Annotated in this window: 20 protein-coding genes and 2 tRNA genes; 3 read left to right on the forward strand and 19 right to left on the reverse strand. The window is 59.2% G+C overall.

Annotation, left to right across the window (positions count from 1 at the left end; genetic code table 11):
• The 15 genes from AC3WR3_RS19460 to ruvA all read right to left on the reverse strand — a co-directional run bounded on the left by AC3WR3_RS19460 (window position 1) and on the right by ruvA (window position 11970).
• Window positions 1–72: transfer RNA gene (locus AC3WR3_RS19460), tRNA-Val, on the reverse strand.
• Between the two features lie 32 nt (window positions 73–104).
• A tRNA-Lys gene (locus AC3WR3_RS19465) sits at window positions 105–180 on the reverse strand.
• Between the two features lie 174 nt (window positions 181–354).
• Window positions 355–1158 (reverse strand): tol-pal system protein YbgF, encoded by an 804-nt coding sequence (ybgF, locus tag AC3WR3_RS19470; protein WP_319912526.1) that lies wholly within the window; start codon window positions 1156–1158, stop codon window positions 355–357.
• A gap of 158 nt (window positions 1159–1316) precedes the next feature.
• On the reverse strand, window positions 1317–1841 hold the full coding sequence (gene pal / locus AC3WR3_RS19475) for a peptidoglycan-associated lipoprotein Pal (protein WP_005331552.1): 525 nt from the start codon (window positions 1839–1841) through the stop codon (window positions 1317–1319).
• Between the two features lie 50 nt (window positions 1842–1891).
• Complete coding sequence (gene tolB, locus AC3WR3_RS19480; RefSeq protein ID WP_025325804.1) at window positions 1892–3217, reverse strand: Tol-Pal system beta propeller repeat protein TolB; 1326 nt, start codon at window positions 3215–3217, stop codon at window positions 1892–1894.
• 93 nt (window positions 3218–3310) lie between these two features.
• Window positions 3311–4450 (reverse strand): cell envelope integrity protein TolA, encoded by a 1140-nt coding sequence (tolA, locus tag AC3WR3_RS19485; RefSeq protein ID WP_492293044.1) that lies wholly within the window; start codon window positions 4448–4450, stop codon window positions 3311–3313.
• A 5-nt stretch (window positions 4451–4455) separates the two neighbouring features.
• Window positions 4456–4902: a protein TolR gene (gene tolR / locus AC3WR3_RS19490; RefSeq protein WP_005331545.1), complete on the reverse strand. Its 447-nt coding sequence runs from the start codon at window positions 4900–4902 to the stop codon at window positions 4456–4458.
• Window positions 4903–5592: a protein TolQ gene (gene tolQ, locus AC3WR3_RS19495; RefSeq protein ID WP_025325802.1), complete on the reverse strand. Its 690-nt coding sequence runs from the start codon at window positions 5590–5592 to the stop codon at window positions 4903–4905.
• Window positions 5582–5989 carry a tol-pal system-associated acyl-CoA thioesterase gene (gene ybgC / locus AC3WR3_RS19500; protein WP_005331541.1) on the reverse strand — a complete coding sequence of 136 codons (408 nt, stop codon included), beginning with the start codon at window positions 5987–5989 and terminating at the stop codon, window positions 5582–5584. Before ybgC ends, tolQ begins: the two co-directional genes overlap by 11 nt.
• Before the next feature lie 208 nt (window positions 5990–6197).
• Window positions 6198–6509, reverse strand: coding sequence for a cyd operon YbgE family protein (locus AC3WR3_RS19505; RefSeq protein ID WP_111913291.1), 312 nt, complete (start codon window positions 6507–6509; stop codon window positions 6198–6200).
• Entirely contained in the window at window positions 6496–6612 is a 117-nt protein-coding gene (gene cydX / locus AC3WR3_RS19510; RefSeq protein ID WP_005331536.1) for a cytochrome bd-I oxidase subunit CydX, read from the reverse strand. Before cydX ends, AC3WR3_RS19505 begins: the two co-directional genes overlap by 14 nt.
• Window positions 6613–6626: 14 nt before the next feature.
• Complete coding sequence (gene cydB, locus AC3WR3_RS19515; protein WP_042650005.1) at window positions 6627–7763, reverse strand: cytochrome d ubiquinol oxidase subunit II; 1137 nt, start codon at window positions 7761–7763, stop codon at window positions 6627–6629.
• A gap of 12 nt (window positions 7764–7775) precedes the next feature.
• Entirely contained in the window at window positions 7776–9332 is a 1557-nt protein-coding gene (gene cydA, locus AC3WR3_RS19520; protein WP_139439078.1) for a cytochrome ubiquinol oxidase subunit I, read from the reverse strand.
• A gap of 937 nt (window positions 9333–10269) precedes the next feature.
• The gene (gene ruvB / locus AC3WR3_RS19525; RefSeq protein ID WP_043128861.1) at window positions 10270–11280 is read right to left on the reverse strand and encodes a Holliday junction branch migration DNA helicase RuvB; all 1011 of its coding nucleotides are present in this window, start codon (window positions 11278–11280) and stop codon (window positions 10270–10272) included.
• 75 nt (window positions 11281–11355) lie between these two features.
• Window positions 11356–11970, reverse strand: a complete 615-nt coding sequence (gene ruvA / locus AC3WR3_RS19530) for a Holliday junction branch migration protein RuvA (RefSeq protein WP_043128860.1) — start codon at window positions 11968–11970, stop codon at window positions 11356–11358.
• Window positions 11971–12226: 256 nt separating this feature from the next.
• On the opposite strand from ruvA, the gene AC3WR3_RS19535 reads away from it, so the two are divergent.
• Window positions 12227–13951, forward strand: coding sequence for a proline--tRNA ligase (locus AC3WR3_RS19535; RefSeq protein WP_492293049.1), 1725 nt, complete (start codon window positions 12227–12229; stop codon window positions 13949–13951).
• Window positions 13952–14146: 195 nt separating this feature from the next.
• Window positions 14147–14776 carry a 3'-5' exonuclease gene (locus AC3WR3_RS19540; RefSeq protein ID WP_371159738.1) on the forward strand — a complete coding sequence of 210 codons (630 nt, stop codon included), beginning with the start codon at window positions 14147–14149 and terminating at the stop codon, window positions 14774–14776.
• 201 nt (window positions 14777–14977) lie between these two features.
• On the opposite strand, the gene AC3WR3_RS19545 is transcribed toward AC3WR3_RS19540, so the two are convergent.
• The 3 genes from AC3WR3_RS19545 to AC3WR3_RS19555 all read right to left on the reverse strand — a co-directional run bounded on the left by AC3WR3_RS19545 (window position 14978) and on the right by AC3WR3_RS19555 (window position 16887).
• Entirely contained in the window at window positions 14978–15658 is a 681-nt protein-coding gene (locus tag AC3WR3_RS19545; protein ID WP_429110383.1) for an SDR family oxidoreductase, read from the reverse strand.
• A gap of 66 nt (window positions 15659–15724) precedes the next feature.
• Window positions 15725–16354: a TIGR04219 family outer membrane beta-barrel protein gene (locus AC3WR3_RS19550; protein ID WP_139439071.1), complete on the reverse strand. Its 630-nt coding sequence runs from the start codon at window positions 16352–16354 to the stop codon at window positions 15725–15727.
• A gap of 92 nt (window positions 16355–16446) precedes the next feature.
• A complete protein-coding gene (locus tag AC3WR3_RS19555; RefSeq protein WP_492293052.1) occupies window positions 16447–16887 on the reverse strand; it encodes a copper chaperone PCu(A)C in 441 nt (146 codons plus the stop codon).
• 89 nt (window positions 16888–16976) lie between these two features.
• On the opposite strand from AC3WR3_RS19555, the gene AC3WR3_RS19560 reads away from it, so the two are divergent.
• Entirely contained in the window at window positions 16977–17732 is a 756-nt protein-coding gene (locus tag AC3WR3_RS19560) for an enoyl-CoA hydratase-related protein (RefSeq protein WP_492293054.1), read from the forward strand.
• Here the strand turns inward: AC3WR3_RS19560 and AC3WR3_RS19565 are convergent.
• Entirely contained in the window at window positions 17725–18153 is a 429-nt protein-coding gene (locus tag AC3WR3_RS19565; RefSeq protein ID WP_429110390.1) for a DUF2753 family protein, read from the reverse strand. The genes AC3WR3_RS19560 and AC3WR3_RS19565 overlap by 8 nt on opposite strands.
• Window position 18154: the final 1 nt, after the last annotated feature.

The raw sequence follows: 18154 nt of genomic DNA on the forward strand, positions 1-18154 counted from the left end.
GGTCGTTACTGGGCTCGAACCAGTGACCCCCTCCTTGTAAGGGAGGTGCTCTCCCAGCTGAGCTAAACGACCTGGGAATGCTGTCTTCACCCGTTGTGAAGAAATGGTGGGTCGTGCTGGATTCGAACCAGCGACCAATTGATTAAAAGTCAACTGCTCTACCGACTGAGCTAACGACCCTCACCACGACCAGTTCCGAGCGCACTGCTGCACCGGCTCTGACGGCGGCCTATATTACGGATTTATCATCCTGGCGCAATAGAAAAATCTTAAATTAAATCTGTTTGTTCACTGCGCATACAAAGCAGAGCCGTATTTACAAGACTGTTACGAAAACAGTGACATGCAGCAATGTTACAGCTTGCCGAGGCTCTGCTTGGCCAACTGGGCCGGCGAGGTATTGGGGTAGCCCTTGATCACCTGCTCATAGAAGGCCTTGGCTTCCGCTTTCTTGCCGTCGAGCTGCGCCAGCATGCCCAGCTTCAGCAGGGCATCGGCCCGCTTGGGCGACTTGCTGTACTTGTTCGCCACAGTGGAGAACTGGCTGGCGGCACCGGCTCTGTCACCCTTGTTGAACATCAGCTGGCCAAGCCAGTAGTGCGCATTGGGAACATAGCTGGAGCTCGGGAACTGCTTGATGAACCCTTCGAAGGCAGGAATGGCCTTGTCGTAGTTCTTCTCCTTGAGCACCATGTTCACGGCGGCGTCATAGGCCTGGTTCTCGTCCTGATTGGTCGAGTAGTTGGCCGCGGCGGCAGGTGTCGTGGCGCCGGCTGCCGGGGTCGCGGGCGCTGCGGCGGCAGGCTGGCTGTTGGCCACCTTGTCGAGCTCCTGATAGAGCTGGCGCTGACGCTCTTGCGACTGCTCCATCTGGTAGGTCTGCTGCTCCAGCTGACCACGCAGTTCGGAGACTTCCCCTTGCAGGGAGTCGACCTGTTGCTGCAGCTCGGCCTGCAGGCGCAGACGGGCATTCAGGGTGCGCTCCAGCAGGGCGACCCTGTCTTCCAGGCTACCGGTAGGCACGATAGCGCCGTTGTTGCCGCTAAGGACAACACCACCCGAGTCACCGCCCAGATCGCTGACAGGAGCCGCCGCATGCGCATTCAGAGCAACCAATACGGCCAGCGCAACAACAGCTTGCTTGTACACAGATTTCATTCGGATCAAACCTTAGCGTTTAGTGCAAATAAAACGGCCAGCGCCATAGTCGCTCGCTTATACAGATTTCATTCGGATCAAACCTTGGCGTTTAGTGCAAATAAAACGGCCATCGAAATGGCCGCTTGCATATAAACGAACTTCGTTCGGTTCAAACCTTAGTAAACCAGGACCGCACGGCGGTTTTTGGCAAAGGCGTCCTCGGTGTGGGACAGATCCAGCGGCTTCTCTTCGCCATAGCTGACGATGGAGAGCTGCTCGGCCTGCACACCCAGGGTTTGCAGATACTTGGCAACGGCCTTGGCACGACGCTCACCCAGGGCGATGTTGTATTCCGGAGTACCGCGCTCATCGGCGTGGCCTTCGATCAATACCTTGACGCTCGGACGCTCACGCAGGTAGCTGGCATGGGCATCCAGCAGGTCGGCGTACTGACCCTGAATGTCGTAACCATCGTACGGGAAGTAGATCACGTTATCGCGCTGCAGAGCTTCGAACTTCTGACGCATCTGCTCTTCCGGGGACAACATGCCGTTGGCGCCACCGGTTTGTACACCGCCCATGCCGTCGGTCATGCCAGACTCGGCGCCAGCGGCGTCGGAGTCGGAAGAAGAACTACAGGCAGCCAGGGTGAACAGTGGCAGTGCGATGGCCAGACCCTTGAGCAGTTTATTGAGTTGCATGCTATTTCCTTAAACCTTTATAACAAAACAAAAAACAATCGATTTTTTTATCAATTCAAGAAGGGCGACCAAGCTGGTGCACGAATTTCACCGCTACTGGTCGGAAGCACTGCCTTGAAGCGACCATCGGTCGACACCAACGCAAGACTCTTACGACCCTGATAGATGGTGGCATAAATGATCATGCTGCCATTGGGTGCCACACTTGGCGACTCGTCCAGAGCACTCTGGGTCAGTACCAACATGGCTCCGTTCTCCATATCCTGGCGAGCGATGCGATATTGTCCCTGAACCCGGGTCACCATCACCATGGACTTGCCGTCCGGCGTGATGGATGCCCCCTGGTTGGAATCCCCTTCCCAGGTCATCCGGCGAGTGACGCCAGTCGCCAAATTTACGCTATAAATCTGGGGTTTGCCACCACGTTCAGAGGTGAACAGCAAAGTTTGACCGTCCGGCATCCAGGAGGGTTCGGTGTCTATGGTACGGTTATTTGTGACTCGAGTGAGTTGCTTGCTAGCAACATCAACAACATAGAGATCAGGCTGCCCATCTTTGGACAAAACAATAGCCAAACGGCGACCATCTGGTGACCACTCGGGGGCACCGTTGATGCCGCGGAAACTGGTGATCAGGCTGCGTTGCTGGGTATAGATGTCCTGCACATAGATCTCGGACTTCTGGTTCTCGAAGCTCACATAGGCCAGCTTGCTGCCATCCGGCGACCAGGCCGGTGACATCAGCGGCTCGCGGGAGCGCAGCAGGGTCTTCTCGTTGTAGCCATCGTAATCTGAGATCCGCAGCTGGTACGGGAACTGGGTGCCCTGCTGGACGGAGACATAGGCCAGACGGGTCAGGAAGGCACCACGCTCACCGGTCAGACGCTCGTAGACGATGTCGGAGATGCGGTGGGCGAACTGGCGCATCTGGGCACCCGGTATGGTCGCCATGCGGCTGTCGAGGATGTAGCCGTTCGCTTCCCCGCCCTGGGTCTTGGCCAGCTGGCCCTTCAGCACGTCGACCAGCTCGAAGTTGATCTTGTAGGTGCCATCACCCACAGCCGCGATGGAACCGACCACCACGGCCTCCACACCCTGGGACGCCCAGGGAGCGAAGTTGATCTCGCCGCTGGTGCTCGGGGTCTGCGGCATCTGGCCACGGGCCAGCGGCTTGAACTTGCCGCTGCGCATCAGGTCGTTGGAGACCACCTCGGCGATGTCCTGTGGCAGTTGACCATTGCCTTCCCACTTGAAGGGGGCGATGGCGATGGGGCGCGCACTGTCAATACCGCCGGTGATGACGATGTCCAAGGCCGCCTGAGCGCTCTGGCCTAGCAGAAGGCAGCCAACCAAAGCAAAAAACACTTTTCTTATCATGGCTTAAATACTCTGTTCCAATAAAAATGAGAGGTGAAATTCCTTTATCAGCAGATGCTGCCAACCACGGTCAATGACCCCGTTTTATCACGTCTAGATGCTAGGTTCTAACTTGAGGTTAAACTCCTTCAACATCTCGAACGCCGCCGGATCCTTCGGCACCGGCAACTGATTCGCCTTCAGCACAGCCGCCTTGCCGGAGCGGCAGACCGCCGGGTCACCCTGGCCGTTGTCCACCGAGATGACGAAGCCGGTACTGGCCAATTTGACACCGATAGTACAGGTTTTGCCCCGCATGGTGGGATCCAAAATCATGTAGCGCTCGACCGTTGCCTTGATGAGGGCGGCGTACTTGTCGACCTCCCCCTTGGCGGCAGCCGATGCGGCCTGGCTGCGGGAACTGGCCTCGGCCTCCAGCTGCTGCTGCATCATGGCTTCCATCTCTTTCTGCAGCTTGGCCTCCTCGGCCGCCTTGCGTTTGCGCTCCGCCTCTATCTTGGCCTTCTTGTCAGCCTCGGCCTTCGCCTTCTTCTCTGCGTCAGCTTTTGCCTTCTTGGCGGCTTCATCTGCAGCCTTTTTCTCTGCCTCTGCCTCAGCCTTGGCCTTCCTCTCGGCTTCCGCCTTGGCTTTCTTCTCGGCCTCGGCCTTGGCCTTCTTGTCGGCTTCAGCCTTCTTAGCCGCATCCGCCTTCGCCTTGGCTTTCTCTTCGGCCTGCTTCTTCTCCAGCTCTTCTTTCTTTTTCTTGAGCGCCAGCGCCTTGGCGAGTTCCTCTTCCTGGCGCTTGGCTTCAGCCTGCTTGGTCTTCTGCGCCTCCAGCTTGCGGGCCTCCTCGGCCTTCTGGGCCTGCTCTTCCGCCTGCTTCTGCTCGGCTACCTTCTTCTGCTTCTCGGTCTCGGCCTTGCGGGTGGCCTCTTCGGCCTCCTTGCGCTTGGTCTCGGCGATGCGCAGACGCTCCTGCTCCTTCGCCAGCTCGCGCCGGGCCTGATCGGCGTCTTCCTTGTCCTTCTCTTTCTGCTGCTGGGCAGCCTTGGGCTGAGCTTTCTGCTGCTGGATCTGCTGTGCCTGTTGCTCCAGGAACTCGCTGTCCAGCATCACCGCATTGACGATCTGTCCCTTCGACTCGGGGCGCTTGGGCTTGCTGAAGTCGACGCCGACCAGCAGTATGATGCCGATGATCAGATGCAGCAGCAGCGACGCGACGAGATAACCGGAAATACCACGCTTCACATCCATCTCCGTCAGTTCACCGGATCCGTCATCAGGCCAACCTGAGGCACACCGGCTTTCTTGAGGGCCACCATCAGCAGGATCACCTCTTCGTAACGCACGGACTTGTCACCCGCCACCACCACGGGAGCGTTCTGGTTGATGGCCAGATAGCCCATGGCCTTCTCGGTGATGTATTGCTGCATCGCCTCGGGCGTGCCGCTTGGCACTGGTTCGTCATCCGCCTCACCGGCCTTGATGACGTACTCACCCTCGGTGTTGACGCTGACGATGAAGGGGGGCTTGGCGTCCTCGGGCAGTTGCTCGGACTCCGCCTGGGGCAGGTCCACCTTGACCCCTTGCGTGATCACCGGCGTCACCGCCATGAAGATGATGAGCAGCACCAGCATGACGTCGATATAGGGCACCACGTTGATCTCGGCGACCTTCTTGCGCCGGATCCGCTGATAGGTTTGCATTTACTTGTCACCCTGCTGCTGTGCAATCTGACGGTTCAGTATGGTGGTGAACTCGTCCATGAAGTTGGCGTAGGCGTTCTCCAGCTTCTCCACCTTGTTGGTGAATCTGTTATAGAAAATAACCGCGGGAATGGCCGCGAACAGACCCATGGCGGTGGCGATCAGCGCCTCCGCGATGCCCGGTGCCACCATCTGCAGCGTCGCCTGCTGCACCTGGCCCAGGGCGATAAAGGCGTTCATGATGCCCCATACGGTACCAAACAGGCCGATATAGGGGCTGATGGAGCCGACGGTCGCCAGCACTGGCAGGTTGGATTCCAGCTCGTCCACCGCACGGGACAGAGAGACGCGCATGGCACGATAGGTACCGTCCATCACCGCATCCTGACCACGGGCACCGGCCTTGAGCAGGCGGGCATACTCCTTGAAGCCGGAATAGAAGATGTCTTCCATGCCTTCGATGTCATCGCGGCGGGAGGAGGACTCCTGATAGAGACGGTTGAGGTCGACGCCGGACCAGAATCTGTCTTCAAACTGCTCCGAGGCGAGGTTGGCCGCCTTGATGACCTTGGAACGCTGGATGATCAGCGCCCAGGAGACGACCGACATGCCCATCAGGGTCATCATGACCAGTTTCACCAGCAGGCTGGCTTGCCAGAACAGACCAATAAACGAAATTTCAGCGTGCACTTAACAGCACTCCCTTGATTTTTTCAGGTATTGCAACAGGTTTCATTTGCGGATGACTGACACAGGCAATCTGTACCATGGCCTGGGTGATCAGTCGTCCATCAGCCGCCAGGATCTGCTGTGAAAAGCGCATGGAAGCACGTTTCACTTCAGTCACTTGCGTCAATACGGTCAGCAGTTCATTGAAGCGGGCCGCGGAGCGGAAATCGATCTCGGTGCGACTCACCACGAAGGCGATCCCCGCCTGCAACAGGACATCTTGCTCGATGTCGCCGGCGCGCAGGAACTCGGTGCGAGCCCGTTCCATAAACTTGAGATAATTGGCGTTGTAGACGATGCCTCCGGCGTCTGTGTCTTCGTAGTAGACACGTACCGGAAACTCAGAGACTTCCCCCATAAAAATCTGTGATCCATTCGACAGTCAGATGGGGGGCTATCATAGCGCAGGGCTGAATAGGAAAGAAGCAGGGGGAGACAGGGAAATCCCATCTCCCCCTGTTTTTTATGGCAGGTAATAACGGCCGATCCGCCGGGGGCAAAATCACGGCCGCACTGCGGGGTACAAAAGCAGAGGGAGGCAGAAAATGTCTGGCCTCCCCCTGTGTTTATGGCAGGTAATAACCGCTGGTCAGCCAGAGCCCGTACAACAGGCTTGGCAAGGCGAGCCAGGGGAAAAACAGCAGGCGCCCGACCAGGCTGCGAGGGTGGAACCCCAGTCCGTGCATGACGCCGCAGCAGACCGCCCACATCAGCCAGGGGGCCAGCCAGAGACCGTGGTCACTGGTGTTGGCGGCCACCAGATTCGGTGCCTGCAAGATGGCGACGCCCAGCAGGGCCGCCGCCAGCAACATCAGACCTTGCCATGGCTGGCGCTCCAGGGGAGCGGCCAGCCGGGCGAGCCTGTCACTTGTCTTCATCGATCTGACGATCCAGGTTCTCGGTGTGCTCCAGCCAGAGCGCATTGATGATCCCAAACGCACAGGCCAGCAACAGCCCCAGGATCCAGGTGAAATACCACATATCAGGGCACCTTCTTAGTAGAGCGATTGTTGGTTGTCTTCGATGTGCTTGTTGCTCACCCGGCCAAACATCTTGATGTAGGTCCAGATGGTGTAAGCAAGCACTGTCGGTACGAAGACGACTGCGACTACCGTCATCACCTTGAGGGTGTTGAAGGAGGCGGTGGCATCCCACATGGTCAGGCTCTGGGACGGCTCCAGGCTGGAGGGCATCACGAACGGGAACATGGAGAAGCCCGCGGTCAGTATGATGCCGGCAATGGCCAGGGAGGAGAACAGGAACGCCATCCAGCCCTTGCCCAGCTTGGCCGCAAGCGCGGTCAGCAGGCTCATCACCAGACCCAGTACGGGGGCGGCAATCATCCAGGGGTAGAGGTTGTAGTTCTGCATCCAGGCACCGGCCTGCACCACCACTTCCTTGTGAAGCGGGTTGGTGACGGCGTCGGTGGCGACGGCGCCCACGATCACATAGCCATCCATGCCGCTCACCCAGACACCGGCCAGGGCAAACAGCACCAGGGTCAGCAGGGAGAAGATCATGGCGGCGGTGCGGGAGCGGGCCAGCACTTCACCTTCGGTCTTCATCATCAGCCAGGCAGCGCCCTGGGTCACTATCATGAACAGGCTCACCAGACCGGCCAGCAGACCGAACGGGTTGAGCAGGCCGAAGAAGTTGCCGTGGTAGGTCAGCATCAGGAACTGGTTGAAGCTGAAGGGAACCCCTTGCAGCAGGTTGCCGAAGGCCACCCCGAAGATGACGGGGGGAATGGCACTACCGGCGAACAGCGCCCAGTCCCAGCTGGTGCGCCACTGGGCACCTTCCTGCAGGGAGCGGTACTTGAAGCCGACCGGACGGAAGAAGAGCGCCATCAGGGTCAGGATCATGGCGATGTAGAAGCCGGAGAAGGCCGCCGCATAGACCATGGGCCAGGCCGCGAACAGGGCACCGCCCGCGGTGACCAGCCAGACCTGGTTGCCTTCCCAGTGCGGCCCCATGGTGTTGAGCATCACCCGACGCTCCACATCCTTCTTGCCGACGAAGGGGAGCAGGGCACCGACCCCCATATCGAAGCCGTCGGTGATGGCGAAGCCGATCAGCAGCACGCCGACCAGCACCCACCAGACCAGACGCAACATTTCGTAATCAAACATGGGTTACTCTCCTTATGCCTTGCTCTGTTCGAAGTGGTACTTGCCCGTCTTCAGGCTGCTTGGGCCCAGACGCGCATACTTGAACATCAGGTACATCTCGATGATCAGCAGTACGGTGTAGAACAGGCAGATCCCGATCAGGGAGAACCAGATCTCGGACGCAGGGATATTGGATGCGGAGACTGAGGTCGGCAGCATCTCGGCGATGGTCCAGGGTTGGCGACCGTACTCGGCGACAAACCAGCCTGCCTCGATGGCGATCCAGGGCAGCGGGATGCCGTACAGCAGCGCCTTGAGCAACCACTTGCGCTCACCGATCTTGTGGCGAGTGCTGTCATAGAAGGCCAGACCGATCAGCACCAGCATCAACATGCCGCAGGCAACCATGATGCGGAAGGCGAAGAACAGCGGCAGTACCTGCGGGATGGAGTCATCCACGGCGGCCTTGATCTGATCGTCGGTCGCGTCGGTCACGTTGGCGGTGTAACGCTTGAGCAGCAGACCGTAGCCCAGATCCTGCTTCACCTCGTCGAAGCGAGCGCGGGTCTCGTCTGACTTGTCGCCGGATTGCAGCTTGGTCAGCAGATCGTAGGCTGTCATGCCGCTGCGCACGCGCACTTCATGCTCGCTCTTCAGATCCTTGAGACCGGTCACCTGACCGTCCAGGGAACGGGTCGCTATGATGCCGAGGGCATAAGGGATCTTGATGGCGTAGTCGGTGCGCATCTCTTCCTGGTTCGGAATGCCGAACAGGGTGAAGGACGCGGGGGCCGGCTCGGTGTTCCACTCGGCCTCGATGGCCGCCAGTTTCACCTTCTGCACTTCCCCGGTCTCGTAGCCGGACTCGTCACCCAGCACCAGCACGGAGAGGATGGAGGCCATGCCGAACGCGGCCGCGATGGCGAAGGAGCGACGGGCGAAGGCCACATCACGATTCTTCAGCAGGTAGTAGGAGGAGATGCCCAGCACGAACATGGCGCCCGTGGTGTAGCCCGCCGCCACTGTGTGGACGAACTTGACCTGCGCCACCGGGTTGAACACCAGATCGGCGAAGCTCACCATCTCCATGCGCATGGATTCGAAGTTGAACTCGGCGCCGACCGGGTTCTGCATCCAGCCGTTGGCGACCAGGATCCAGAGGGCGGAGAGGTTGGTCCCGAGTGCCATCAGCCAGGTTGCCGCCAGATGCTGGCGCTTGCTGAGGCGATCCCAACCGAAGAAGAACATGCCGACGAAGGTGGACTCCAGGAAGAAGGCCATCAAGCCTTCGATGGCCAGCGGGGCCCCGAAGATATCGCCGACATAGTGGGAGTAGTAAGCCCAGTTGGTACCGAACTGAAACTCCATGGTGAGCCCGGTGGTAACCCCAAGGGCAAAGTTGATACCAAACAACTTGCCCCAGAACTTGGTCATGTCCCGGTACACTGTGTTGTTGGTCATCACATAGACAGACTCCATGATCGCCAGGAGGAAGGCCATTCCCAGCGTCAGGGGTACAAACAGGAAGTGATAAAGGGCCGTCGCAGCGAATTGGAACCGCGATAGGTCTACCACATGCTCAGCAATCATGATGTTTCCTCACCGATTATTGGCACGGCTATTTTAAGTTTTAAGGACAAAGCTTCCATTGGAAGTCCCCGAATGGTCGATCACCCCTCGCGGACTGACCGGATTCGACTGCCACCACATTAACAACAAGGCAATATAGAGGAACAAAAAAAGCTAATGTTTAACATCTAGTAAACATTAACTGCAGTTCTATTCTCGCCTATAATGATGGCTGTTTTATATCATCTTTATTTGATTGAAATCAATGTAAACCCATCATCAATACATGCCTTTTCAAGGCAACTTACAAGCCGTTTCCCATTAATTTTGGGAGCTTGCTCACAAAAAAAATCAAACCGTAAATACTTGATTTAAATCAATTTTAACTCTCGTCAAAATAGTTTCAATTCTGTTAAACAAATAGACGATATGAGCAGGCTCACCCTTATCAATCCGATATTTCAAGAATGGTGCAGGCCATCATGAAATCAATTTAAAACCAACAAAAACACATGTTTATGCGGATAGGGCCATCTCGAAAAATCATTAATTTATCTAATCCGAAACACATAGATTTTCTTGTTTGTCCGGCCCGGCAAGAGCTCCTACAATGCGCCTCGCAGTGAGGGCACACCTCTGGATACAGGCCGGTCATTCCGGGTTCCCGGTACGTATTCGATGAACATTTCGAACCTGTTTGTTGGGATTAATGATGAAAAAGTTTGTTGCCAAGACCATCCGTTACTACAAGCTTTCGTTCGTTCAACTCTATCAAATGAACCGACTCTGAGGCCTCGCGACGGCTCCTTTGTTTTTTCCCGACCGGTCTGCAGACGCACTCACTGTCTGTGAACATCCATCCTGAATTGTCTTTGCCCACCGCATCCGCCGTGGGCTTTTTTTTGCCCGGATAATAAAAAACCGCCCTGGGGGCGGTTTGTCGTTCAAAAGGCTGCTTTTACTGCTCATCTGGCCGTTGCAGGCCAAAGTGCGCATAAGCTCTCGGTGTCGCGATCCGCCCTCTGGGTGTACGTTGCAGATAGCCTTGCTGGATCAGATAAGGCTCCAGCACGTCCTCTATGGTGTCCTTCTCTTCCCCTATGGCGGCGGCCAGGTTGTCGAGACCCACTGGCCCCCCCATAAACTTGTCGATGACGGCCAACAATAGCTTGCGGTCCATGAAGTCGAACCCCTCATTGTCCACGTCCAGCATGTCCATGGCACGGGCCGCTATGGGTCCATCAATGCGACCATCGGATTTCACCTGGGCGAAATCCCGCACCCGTCTTAACAGACGGTTAGCAATCCGCGGGGTCCCCCGGGAGCGACGAGCCACCTCCAGCGCCCCGTCCCCCGACATGTCGAGCCCGAGGCAGCGGGCGCTGCGGGAGACGATGTCGGTGAGATCCTTGACGTTGTAGAACTCCAGGCGCTGGACTATCCCGAAGCGGTCACGCAACGGGCTGGTCAGGGAGCCGGCCCGGGTGGTGGCCCCGATCAGGGTGAAGGGGGGCAGATCGAGCTTGATGGAGCGGGCGGCAGGCCCCTCTCCTATCATGATGTCGAGCTGGTAATCCTCCATGGCCGGATAGAGCACCTCCTCCACCACGGGGCTGAGGCGGTGGATTTCGTCGATGAACAATACATCGTTCGGTTCGAGGTTGGTGAGCAGGGCGGCGAGATCGCCGGCCTTCTCCAGCACCGGGCCCGAGGTGGTCTTGATGTTGACCCCCATCTCGTTGGCCACGATATTCGCGAGCGTGGTCTTGCCAAGCCCGGGCGGGCCGAAGATCAGCAGATGATCGAGGGCCTCCCCGCGCTGGCGGGCGGCCTCGATGAAGATCTCCATCTGGTCGCAGACGTGATCCTGCCCGGTGTAATCCGCCAGCTTCCTGGGCCGGATGGCCCTATCGATGACCTCGTCCTCGCGGGCAGCACCGGCCGAGATGAGACGATCCGCTTCAATCATGCACTACCTCACGCTCTGCATCCCCGCGGTCACCGTCCAGTGACCCGGGATGATCCGCTTGCTTCATTGTCATCCTCACACCAGGCTGCGCAGGGATTCACGGATGATGGCTTCCACCGACATGCCCTCGCTGGCCACCTTGGCCACGATCTGGCTCGCCTGCTGCGGCTTGTAACCGAGCGCCACCAGGGCGCTGGCCGCCTCTTCGCTGGCATCGGGGGCACGCAGCTGGCTCTCCTGGGCGGGCAGGCTGATGGCGGCAGGGGAGAAGAGATCGTGGCTGACCCAGCCCTTGAGGCGGTCTTTCATCTCCACCACCAGCCGCTCGGCGGTCTTCTTGCCCACACCGGGCAACTTGACCAGGGAGCTTATCTCCTCGCGCTCGACGCTCATCACGAACTGGGTGGCCGTCATGCCGGAGAGAATGGCCAGCGCCAGCTTGGGGCCGACCCCGTTGGTCTTGATCAGCTCGCGAAACAGCGCCCGCTCCTGCTTGTGGTTGAAGCCATAGAGCAGCTGGGCATCTTCGCGCACCACGAAGTGGGTGTGAATGACAGCTTCCTTCCCGAGCTCGGGCAGATCATAGAAGCAGCTCATGGGCATGTGCACTTCATAGCCCAGGCCCCCCACTTCGATCAGTACCTCAGGGGGTTGTTTCTCGATGATGACGCCTCTCAAGCGACCGATCATGTTCTCTTCCTCGCCACGCAGACTCTTGCAAATTGGGTCATAGCATAAAGAATAACTGGATAAGTATCCAGCATAGGGCTTGTCCCGCGATCTGCCGCTCCCCCTCCCCTGCCCGGGGGGACAAGGCCCGTGCCAACGCGGCCCTTCCCCCTTGCCTGGCTGAATTTAGCCCTTGGGCCACGGGGCTCGGCCTGTTAAAATTCCGCACTTGAAATTTTCCAGGGCCAAGGGCCCGAACTAGCGAAGGTCTACCGCGATGCGTACCAGCCAATATCTGCTTTCCACTCTCAAGGAAACCCCCTCCGACGCTGAAGTCATCAGCCACCAGCTGATGCTGCGCGCCGGCATGATCCGTAAACTGGCCTCCGGCATGTACGCCTGGCTGCCAACCGGTCTGCGGGTACTGAAAAAGATCGAGAACATTGTTCGCGAAGAGATGAACAATGCTGGTGCCATCGAAGTTTCCATGCCGGTGGTGCAACCCGCCGAGCTGTGGCAGGAGTCCGGCCGCTGGGATGACTACGGCCCCGAACTGTGCCGCCTGACCGACCGTCACAACCGTCCCTTCGTGCTGGGCCCGACCCACGAAGAGGTGATCACCGCCCTGATCCGTTACGAAGTGAACAGCTACAAGCAGCTGCCGCTGAATCTGTACCAGATCCAGACCAAGTTCCGCGACGAGGTGCGTCCCCGTTTCGGCGTGATGCGCGGCCGCGAGTTCCTGATGAAGGATGCCTACTCCTTCCACATCGACAAGGCCTCGCTGATCGAGACCTACGAGAAGATGCACGCCGCCTACTGCGCCGCCTTCACCCGCATGGGTCTGAACTTCCGTCCGGTGCAGGCCGACACCGGCTCCATCGGCGGCACCGGCTCCCACGAATTCCAGGTGCTGGCCGAGAGCGGTGAAGACTTGATCGCCTTCTCCGATACATCCGATTACGCCGCCAACATCGAGATGGCCGAAGCGCTGGCACCGGCTGGCGAGCGCGCCGCTGCCACCGCTGCCCTGACCAAGGTCGCCACCCCGGCCGTTCACACCATCGACGAAGTGGCCGCCTTCCTCAACGTGGCACCGACCGCCATCGCCAAGACCCTGCTGGTACTGGCCGAAGCAGACGAGCACGGCAAGCAGGCCGTTATCGCCCTGGTGCTGCGTGGCGACCACGAGCTGAACGAAATCAAGGCCGAGAAGCTGGCTGGTGTTGCCAACCCGCTCACCTTCGCCAACGACGAGCAGATCAAGGCTGCCGCCGGTTGCGATGCAGGCTCCATCGGCCCGGTCGGCTTTGCCGGTCGCATCATCGTCGATCGCAGCGCCGCCCAGCTGAGCGATTTTGTTTGCGGCGCCAACGAGACCGGCTTCCACCTGACCGGTGCCAACTGGGATCGCGATATCGCTACCTATGAAGTTGCCGACCTGCGCAACGTGGTGGAAGGCGACCCCAGCCCCTGCGGCCAGGGCAAGCTGCTGCTCAAGCGCGGCATCGAAGTGGGCCACATCTTCCAGCTGGGTACCAAGTACTCCGAAGCCATGAAGGCGAGCGTGCTGAACGAGGGCGGCAAGTCCGTCACCATGGAGATGGGTTGCTACGGTATAGGTGTTTCCCGTCTGGTGGCCGCCGCCATCGAGCAGAACAACGACCAGTACGGCATCATCTGGCCGGAGGCCATAGCCCCGTTCGAAGTGGCCATAGTGCCGATGAACATGCACAAGTCCGAGCGCGTCGCCGAGCAGGCGCAGCAGTTCTACGCCGAGCTGAAGGCCGCCGGTGTGGACGTCTTGTTCGACGACCGCAAGGAGCGTCCGGGCGTGATGTTCGCCGACATGGAGCTGATCGGTGTGCCGCACGCCATCGTCATCGGCGATCGCGGCCTGGACAACGGCGTGGTGGAGTACAAGTGCCGCCGCACCGGCGAGAAGCAGGAAGTGGCGATCAGCGAGATCGTCGCCCTGCTCAAGGGCAAGCTGGGTCGCTGATAACGCCGACACCACCTTTCACTTTTCATAAGAAAGCCCCGAGTGCCACGGCACTCGGGGCTTTTTATATGGCTTTCAGCCATGATGCACAAAAATGCGTCTCCAGCGTGAACCAATGAGATAACTGTATTGCCCTGTACACGGCACGGCTGATTTCCTAGACTGACGCTCTTTACCCAGCTTGCCCGAGAAGTTATGTCCATCGCCTCAGCCAATACCGTTGTCGTGCTCGACTTCGAGACCACAGGGCTTTCACCCGGACAAGGGGATAGAGCCATCGAGATCGGTGCAGTCAGAATCAAGGATGGCCATATCAGTGAGCGTTTCTCGGCATTGATGAATCCGGGCTTCAACGTGAGCAGCTTCATCGAGCAATATACCGGGATCAGCAATGCCATGCTGAAACAGGCTCCCCCCTGCAACGAGGTGATGGCGGATTTCGTCGACTTTATCGGTGATGACAATCTGGTCGCCCACAACGCCTCCTTCGACAAGCGCTTTCTGGATGCGGAAATAGAGCGATTGCCGGCGCAATACTGCGGGCAGTTCGCCTGTTCCCTGCTGCTGTCGAGGCGCCTGTTTCACGATGCCCCGGATCACAAGCTAGGTACCCTGGTGCAATACCGGTGCCTGCCCAATGACGGGGTGTTTCACCGCGCCCTGGCGGATGCCGAGGTGACGGCCCACCTCTGGCTTGCCTTGTTGGAAGAGCTGGCGTGTCGATATGGCATTATCGACCCGGATTTTGAATTGCTGCTGACCCTTGGCAAGAAGCCAAAACAGGTGATCCCATCCTTCCTGCGGGAATATGCGGCTCGGAAATAATATGTGCCGACATGCATCATCACTCATTCATGCCATGTCGGCATTAAATTTACCCGCCTTCAAATCCATGATGGCCCGGCGTAAAGACAGGCAGGCAAGAAGATAATTTAGCACTGCACATCAATGAAAAAAGCGCGCCAAATGGCGCGCTTTTTGTTTCTGCTTTCGTGAACGACGGGAGCCTGCTGGCAGGAGATCGCCTCAGGCGTTGCGACCGATAAAGAGATCGGTCACGTGGCAGCTGCTTCTCGCCTCCAGTGCGTCGAGCATATAGGCCGCCGCGTCTTCCGGGGTCATGAAGCCGCTCGGGTCCACATGATCCGAGTTGTCCCAGAATTCGCTGCGGATCCCGCTCGGGTAGAGGTTCACCAGCCGCAGGGGAGAGCCTTTCAGCTCGGCCCGCAGGGACTCCAGAAAGCCGCGCATCCCCCATTTGGAGGCGCAGTAGAGGCTCTCGTTGGCCTTGCCGGTCTGGGCCGCGGAGGAGAGCACATTGGCCAGCACCCCGCCTTGTTCGCCGATGAGTCGCACCGTCTGCTGGGCCACCAGTATGGTGGAGACCAGATTGCTCTCCACCACCCGGCGCACCTGCTCGGCGGTGTAGACACCGACAGGGCCGAATTCCCCGACGCCGGCACAGTGGATCACGAGGGAAGGCAAGCCACCCCAGGCCACGGCGGCACCGAAGGCCATCTCCACCTCTTCGTGGTGGGACAGATCGGCGGCGATGCCGACCACGGCGCTGCCGAGTCGCTGTTCCTGCTCCTGCAACTTGTGATAACGGCGCCCCATCATGGAGACCCTATGACCGCGCTCAACCAGTCCGATTGTCAGAGCGCGCCCAAGGCCGGAGCCCGCGCCAGTCACTATGATATGGCCCATTATCTCTCCTTCCTCACCCTTGCCCGTCAAACACGTCCGGGTGGCCCATCGCCACCCTTCGTCAGATTAGAAGGTGAATTCGCCACCGATGAACCAGCCGTCGATGCTCTGGTCGACACGGTCGAAGTCCATCTCGGCCTCACGCCAGCCGGCACGGATCTTGAGCGGCACTGTGGAGAACTTGTAGGAACCACCCAGGCGGTAGTCATAGTTGTCGGCATCCTGCACGCGCAGATCACCAAAGGCGGCAAAGCCGGTACCCGGGATGCGCACTTCACCACCGGTGTAGGCCATCAGCACGTCCTTGTCGTAGGAGTAGTGCTGGGTGTTGAAGTCGCCATCGTAGCGACGACCGGTCAGACCCAGATCGAGCTGGAACAGGTCGTTGTTCATCAGGCGGTAGTAGAGGCTCAGATCATAGGCCAGCAGATCGTTGCTGAAGGAGCCGCCGCTGGTGCTGAAATCGGACATCTCGAACTTGGCGTTCGGCAGCAGGAAGATGCCGTGCTCCAGTTGCAGGTAGCCGCTCCAGTTGTAATTGTCGTCATAGCTGCCATCGGCACCGACACCGCTGACCTGGCCGCTCCCCTGGGAGTTCCACATATCGGCACCCGCCGCGAAACGCCAGTCATCGGCGGCCATGGCTGCATGGCTGAACAGGGCAATCAGGCTGCCGGCAATCAGGGTCTTCTTCATTACATAGCTCCATTATGGACTGGAAAGACCCTCATTTTACCCGGTGAGCAAGGAATACCTAGAGCAAAAAGCTGAACAAGCGTCCATTAATGTCAGTGCTGCATGCCCTTCATCGGCTCGACCGGCTTCACCGGCAGACTCAGGCTCAGGGTCTGACCATCGTCCAGGGTCAGGGTCAGGGGGAAGGGCCTGTCCTCAGAGAGATCCCGCACCTCGAACAGCATGATGTGGAGGCTGCCGGGTTTGAGCGCCACTTCCCCTTTTGCCGGCACCTCGATGCTCTCCACCTGGCGCATCTTCATGACGCCATTCTCGTGCAGATGGGTGTGCAGCTCGGCACGGCCCGCGTCAGGGGAGACAGCAGCCGTCAGGGTCACCGGCTTGTCCGCGTCATTCTTGAGCACCATGAAGGCCGCCGTGTTGGGCGAACCCGGGGGGAGCAGGCGCACATAACCGTCGACGGCCTCGACCTTGGCCAGCGCGGGGGCGGCCAGCAGCAGGGCCAGGCTGGAATAAAACGCACGTTTAAACATGGTTGAGATCCTTTTATGATGTTGTTAAATGAAGCGAAGCTTACCCCTATGGCAAGCTTTTGGCAGCCCCCGAACACAAGGATTCAGACATGGCCCTCACAATTCTGGCCGAGCAGCAGGATGGCTTGCTCCTCCTGACCCTCAACCGGCCGGACAAGCGCAATGCCCTCAACACAGAGATGTACCTGGCCCTCACCGAGGCCTTTCAGCAGGCCGCCCAGGACGAGAGCGTGCATGTGGTGTTGCTGCAAGGGCAGCAGGAGTGCTTCACCGCGGGCAATGATCTCGCGGACTTCATGGGCAAGAGCAGTCTGGAAGCGGATGACCCCATCCTGCAGTTCCTCCACACCCTGGCCGACTTCCCCAAGCCGGTGATCGCCGCCGTGGGCGGCCCGGCGGTGGGCATAGGCACCACCCTGCTGCTGCACTGCGATCTGGTCTATCTGGGGGAGAACGCCCGGCTGCAACTGCCCTTCGTCGAGCTGGGGCTGGTGCCGGAGTTTGCCTCCAGCCTGCTGCTGCCCCGCACCGTGGGGCACCTTAAGGCGGCGGAGCTGCTGTTGCTGGCGGAGGCCATAGACGCCGGGGAGGCGCTGCGGCTCGGGCTGGCCAACCGGGTGCTGGCGGTGGAGGAACTGCTCCCCTTCGCCCGCGAGCAGGGGCTGAAGCTCGCGGCCAAAGCGCCCAAGGCACTGCAAAAGAACAAGGCGCTGCTCAAGCAGGAGCTCAGGCAGGCGGTGCATTTCATCATCGATCTGGAGGCCCGCGCCTTCTCCCTCGCCCTGCAAGGGGAGGAAGCCCAGGGCCGCATCGCACGGCGGCTCGGGCGCACAACCGCTAGTTGAGGCGGAAGCGGCCTATCAACTCGCAGCCCTGCACCTTGTCCTGCACCTGGATCAACCTGGCGATATCGGGGTTGGGGTGGCGCTTCAAGAAGGAGAGCAGGGCGGCGCGGCAGCAGCCCAGCTCGCTGATGAGGGATTCGCACTCCCGGTTCGGGCACTGGGGCACCAGGGCGGTGACCAGCTCGGAGGCGAGCTTGAGGTAGCGCAGCTCATAGGCGGGCTCCTCCATGGCGCGCCAGAAGTCGGCCATGCGGTGACAGGTGGCGACCCGCATGCTGGCCAGTTCGTCCAGATCCCCGGACGCCAGCTCATACACTTCCCCCAGGGCCTGCTGATAGAGGCAGATGGCCGTGCCCAGTGCCCCCATGCCCAGGGCATTCTCCGCCTCCAGCATGTAACGCTGCCAGTTCTGATTCGTCATT

The organism is Aeromonas sp. EU05-FHT14A05 (assembly GCF_058791175.1).

Coding starts and splice junctions, on each gene's coding strand:
- AC3WR3_RS19565 (WP_429110390.1), bottom strand. CDS start 18,153: ATGACGAATCAGAACTGGCAGCGTTACATGCTGGAGGCGGAGAATGCC.
- tolR (WP_005331545.1), bottom strand. CDS start 4,902: ATGCAAACCTATCAGCGGATCCGGCGCAAGAAGGTCGCCGAGATCAAC.
- tolA (WP_492293044.1), bottom strand. CDS start 4,450: ATGGATGTGAAGCGTGGTATTTCCGGTTATCTCGTCGCGTCGCTGCTG.
- cydB (WP_042650005.1), bottom strand. CDS start 7,763: ATGTTTGATTACGAAATGTTGCGTCTGGTCTGGTGGGTGCTGGTCGGC.
- AC3WR3_RS19535 (WP_492293049.1), top strand. CDS start 12,227: ATGCGTACCAGCCAATATCTGCTTTCCACTCTCAAGGAAACCCCCTCC.
- AC3WR3_RS19545 (WP_429110383.1), bottom strand. CDS start 15,658: ATGGGCCATATCATAGTGACTGGCGCGGGCTCCGGCCTTGGGCGCGCT.
- AC3WR3_RS19560 (WP_492293054.1), top strand. CDS start 16,977: ATGGCCCTCACAATTCTGGCCGAGCAGCAGGATGGCTTGCTCCTCCTG.
- cydX (WP_005331536.1), bottom strand. CDS start 6,612: ATGTGGTATTTCACCTGGATCCTGGGGCTGTTGCTGGCCTGTGCGTTT.
- AC3WR3_RS19550 (WP_139439071.1), bottom strand. CDS start 16,354: ATGAAGAAGACCCTGATTGCCGGCAGCCTGATTGCCCTGTTCAGCCAT.
- AC3WR3_RS19540 (WP_371159738.1), top strand. CDS start 14,147: ATGTCCATCGCCTCAGCCAATACCGTTGTCGTGCTCGACTTCGAGACC.
- ruvB (WP_043128861.1), bottom strand. CDS start 11,280: ATGATTGAAGCGGATCGTCTCATCTCGGCCGGTGCTGCCCGCGAGGAC.
- pal (WP_005331552.1), bottom strand. CDS start 1,841: ATGCAACTCAATAAACTGCTCAAGGGTCTGGCCATCGCACTGCCACTG.
- cydA (WP_139439078.1), bottom strand. CDS start 9,332: ATGATTGCTGAGCATGTGGTAGACCTATCGCGGTTCCAATTCGCTGCG.
- tolB (WP_025325804.1), bottom strand. CDS start 3,217: ATGATAAGAAAAGTGTTTTTTGCTTTGGTTGGCTGCCTTCTGCTAGGC.
- ybgC (WP_005331541.1), bottom strand. CDS start 5,989: ATGGGGGAAGTCTCTGAGTTTCCGGTACGTGTCTACTACGAAGACACA.
- ruvA (WP_043128860.1), bottom strand. CDS start 11,970: ATGATCGGTCGCTTGAGAGGCGTCATCATCGAGAAACAACCCCCTGAG.
- AC3WR3_RS19505 (WP_111913291.1), bottom strand. CDS start 6,509: ATGAAGACAAGTGACAGGCTCGCCCGGCTGGCCGCTCCCCTGGAGCGC.
- ybgF (WP_319912526.1), bottom strand. CDS start 1,158: ATGAAATCTGTGTACAAGCAAGCTGTTGTTGCGCTGGCCGTATTGGTT.
- AC3WR3_RS19555 (WP_492293052.1), bottom strand. CDS start 16,887: ATGTTTAAACGTGCGTTTTATTCCAGCCTGGCCCTGCTGCTGGCCGCC.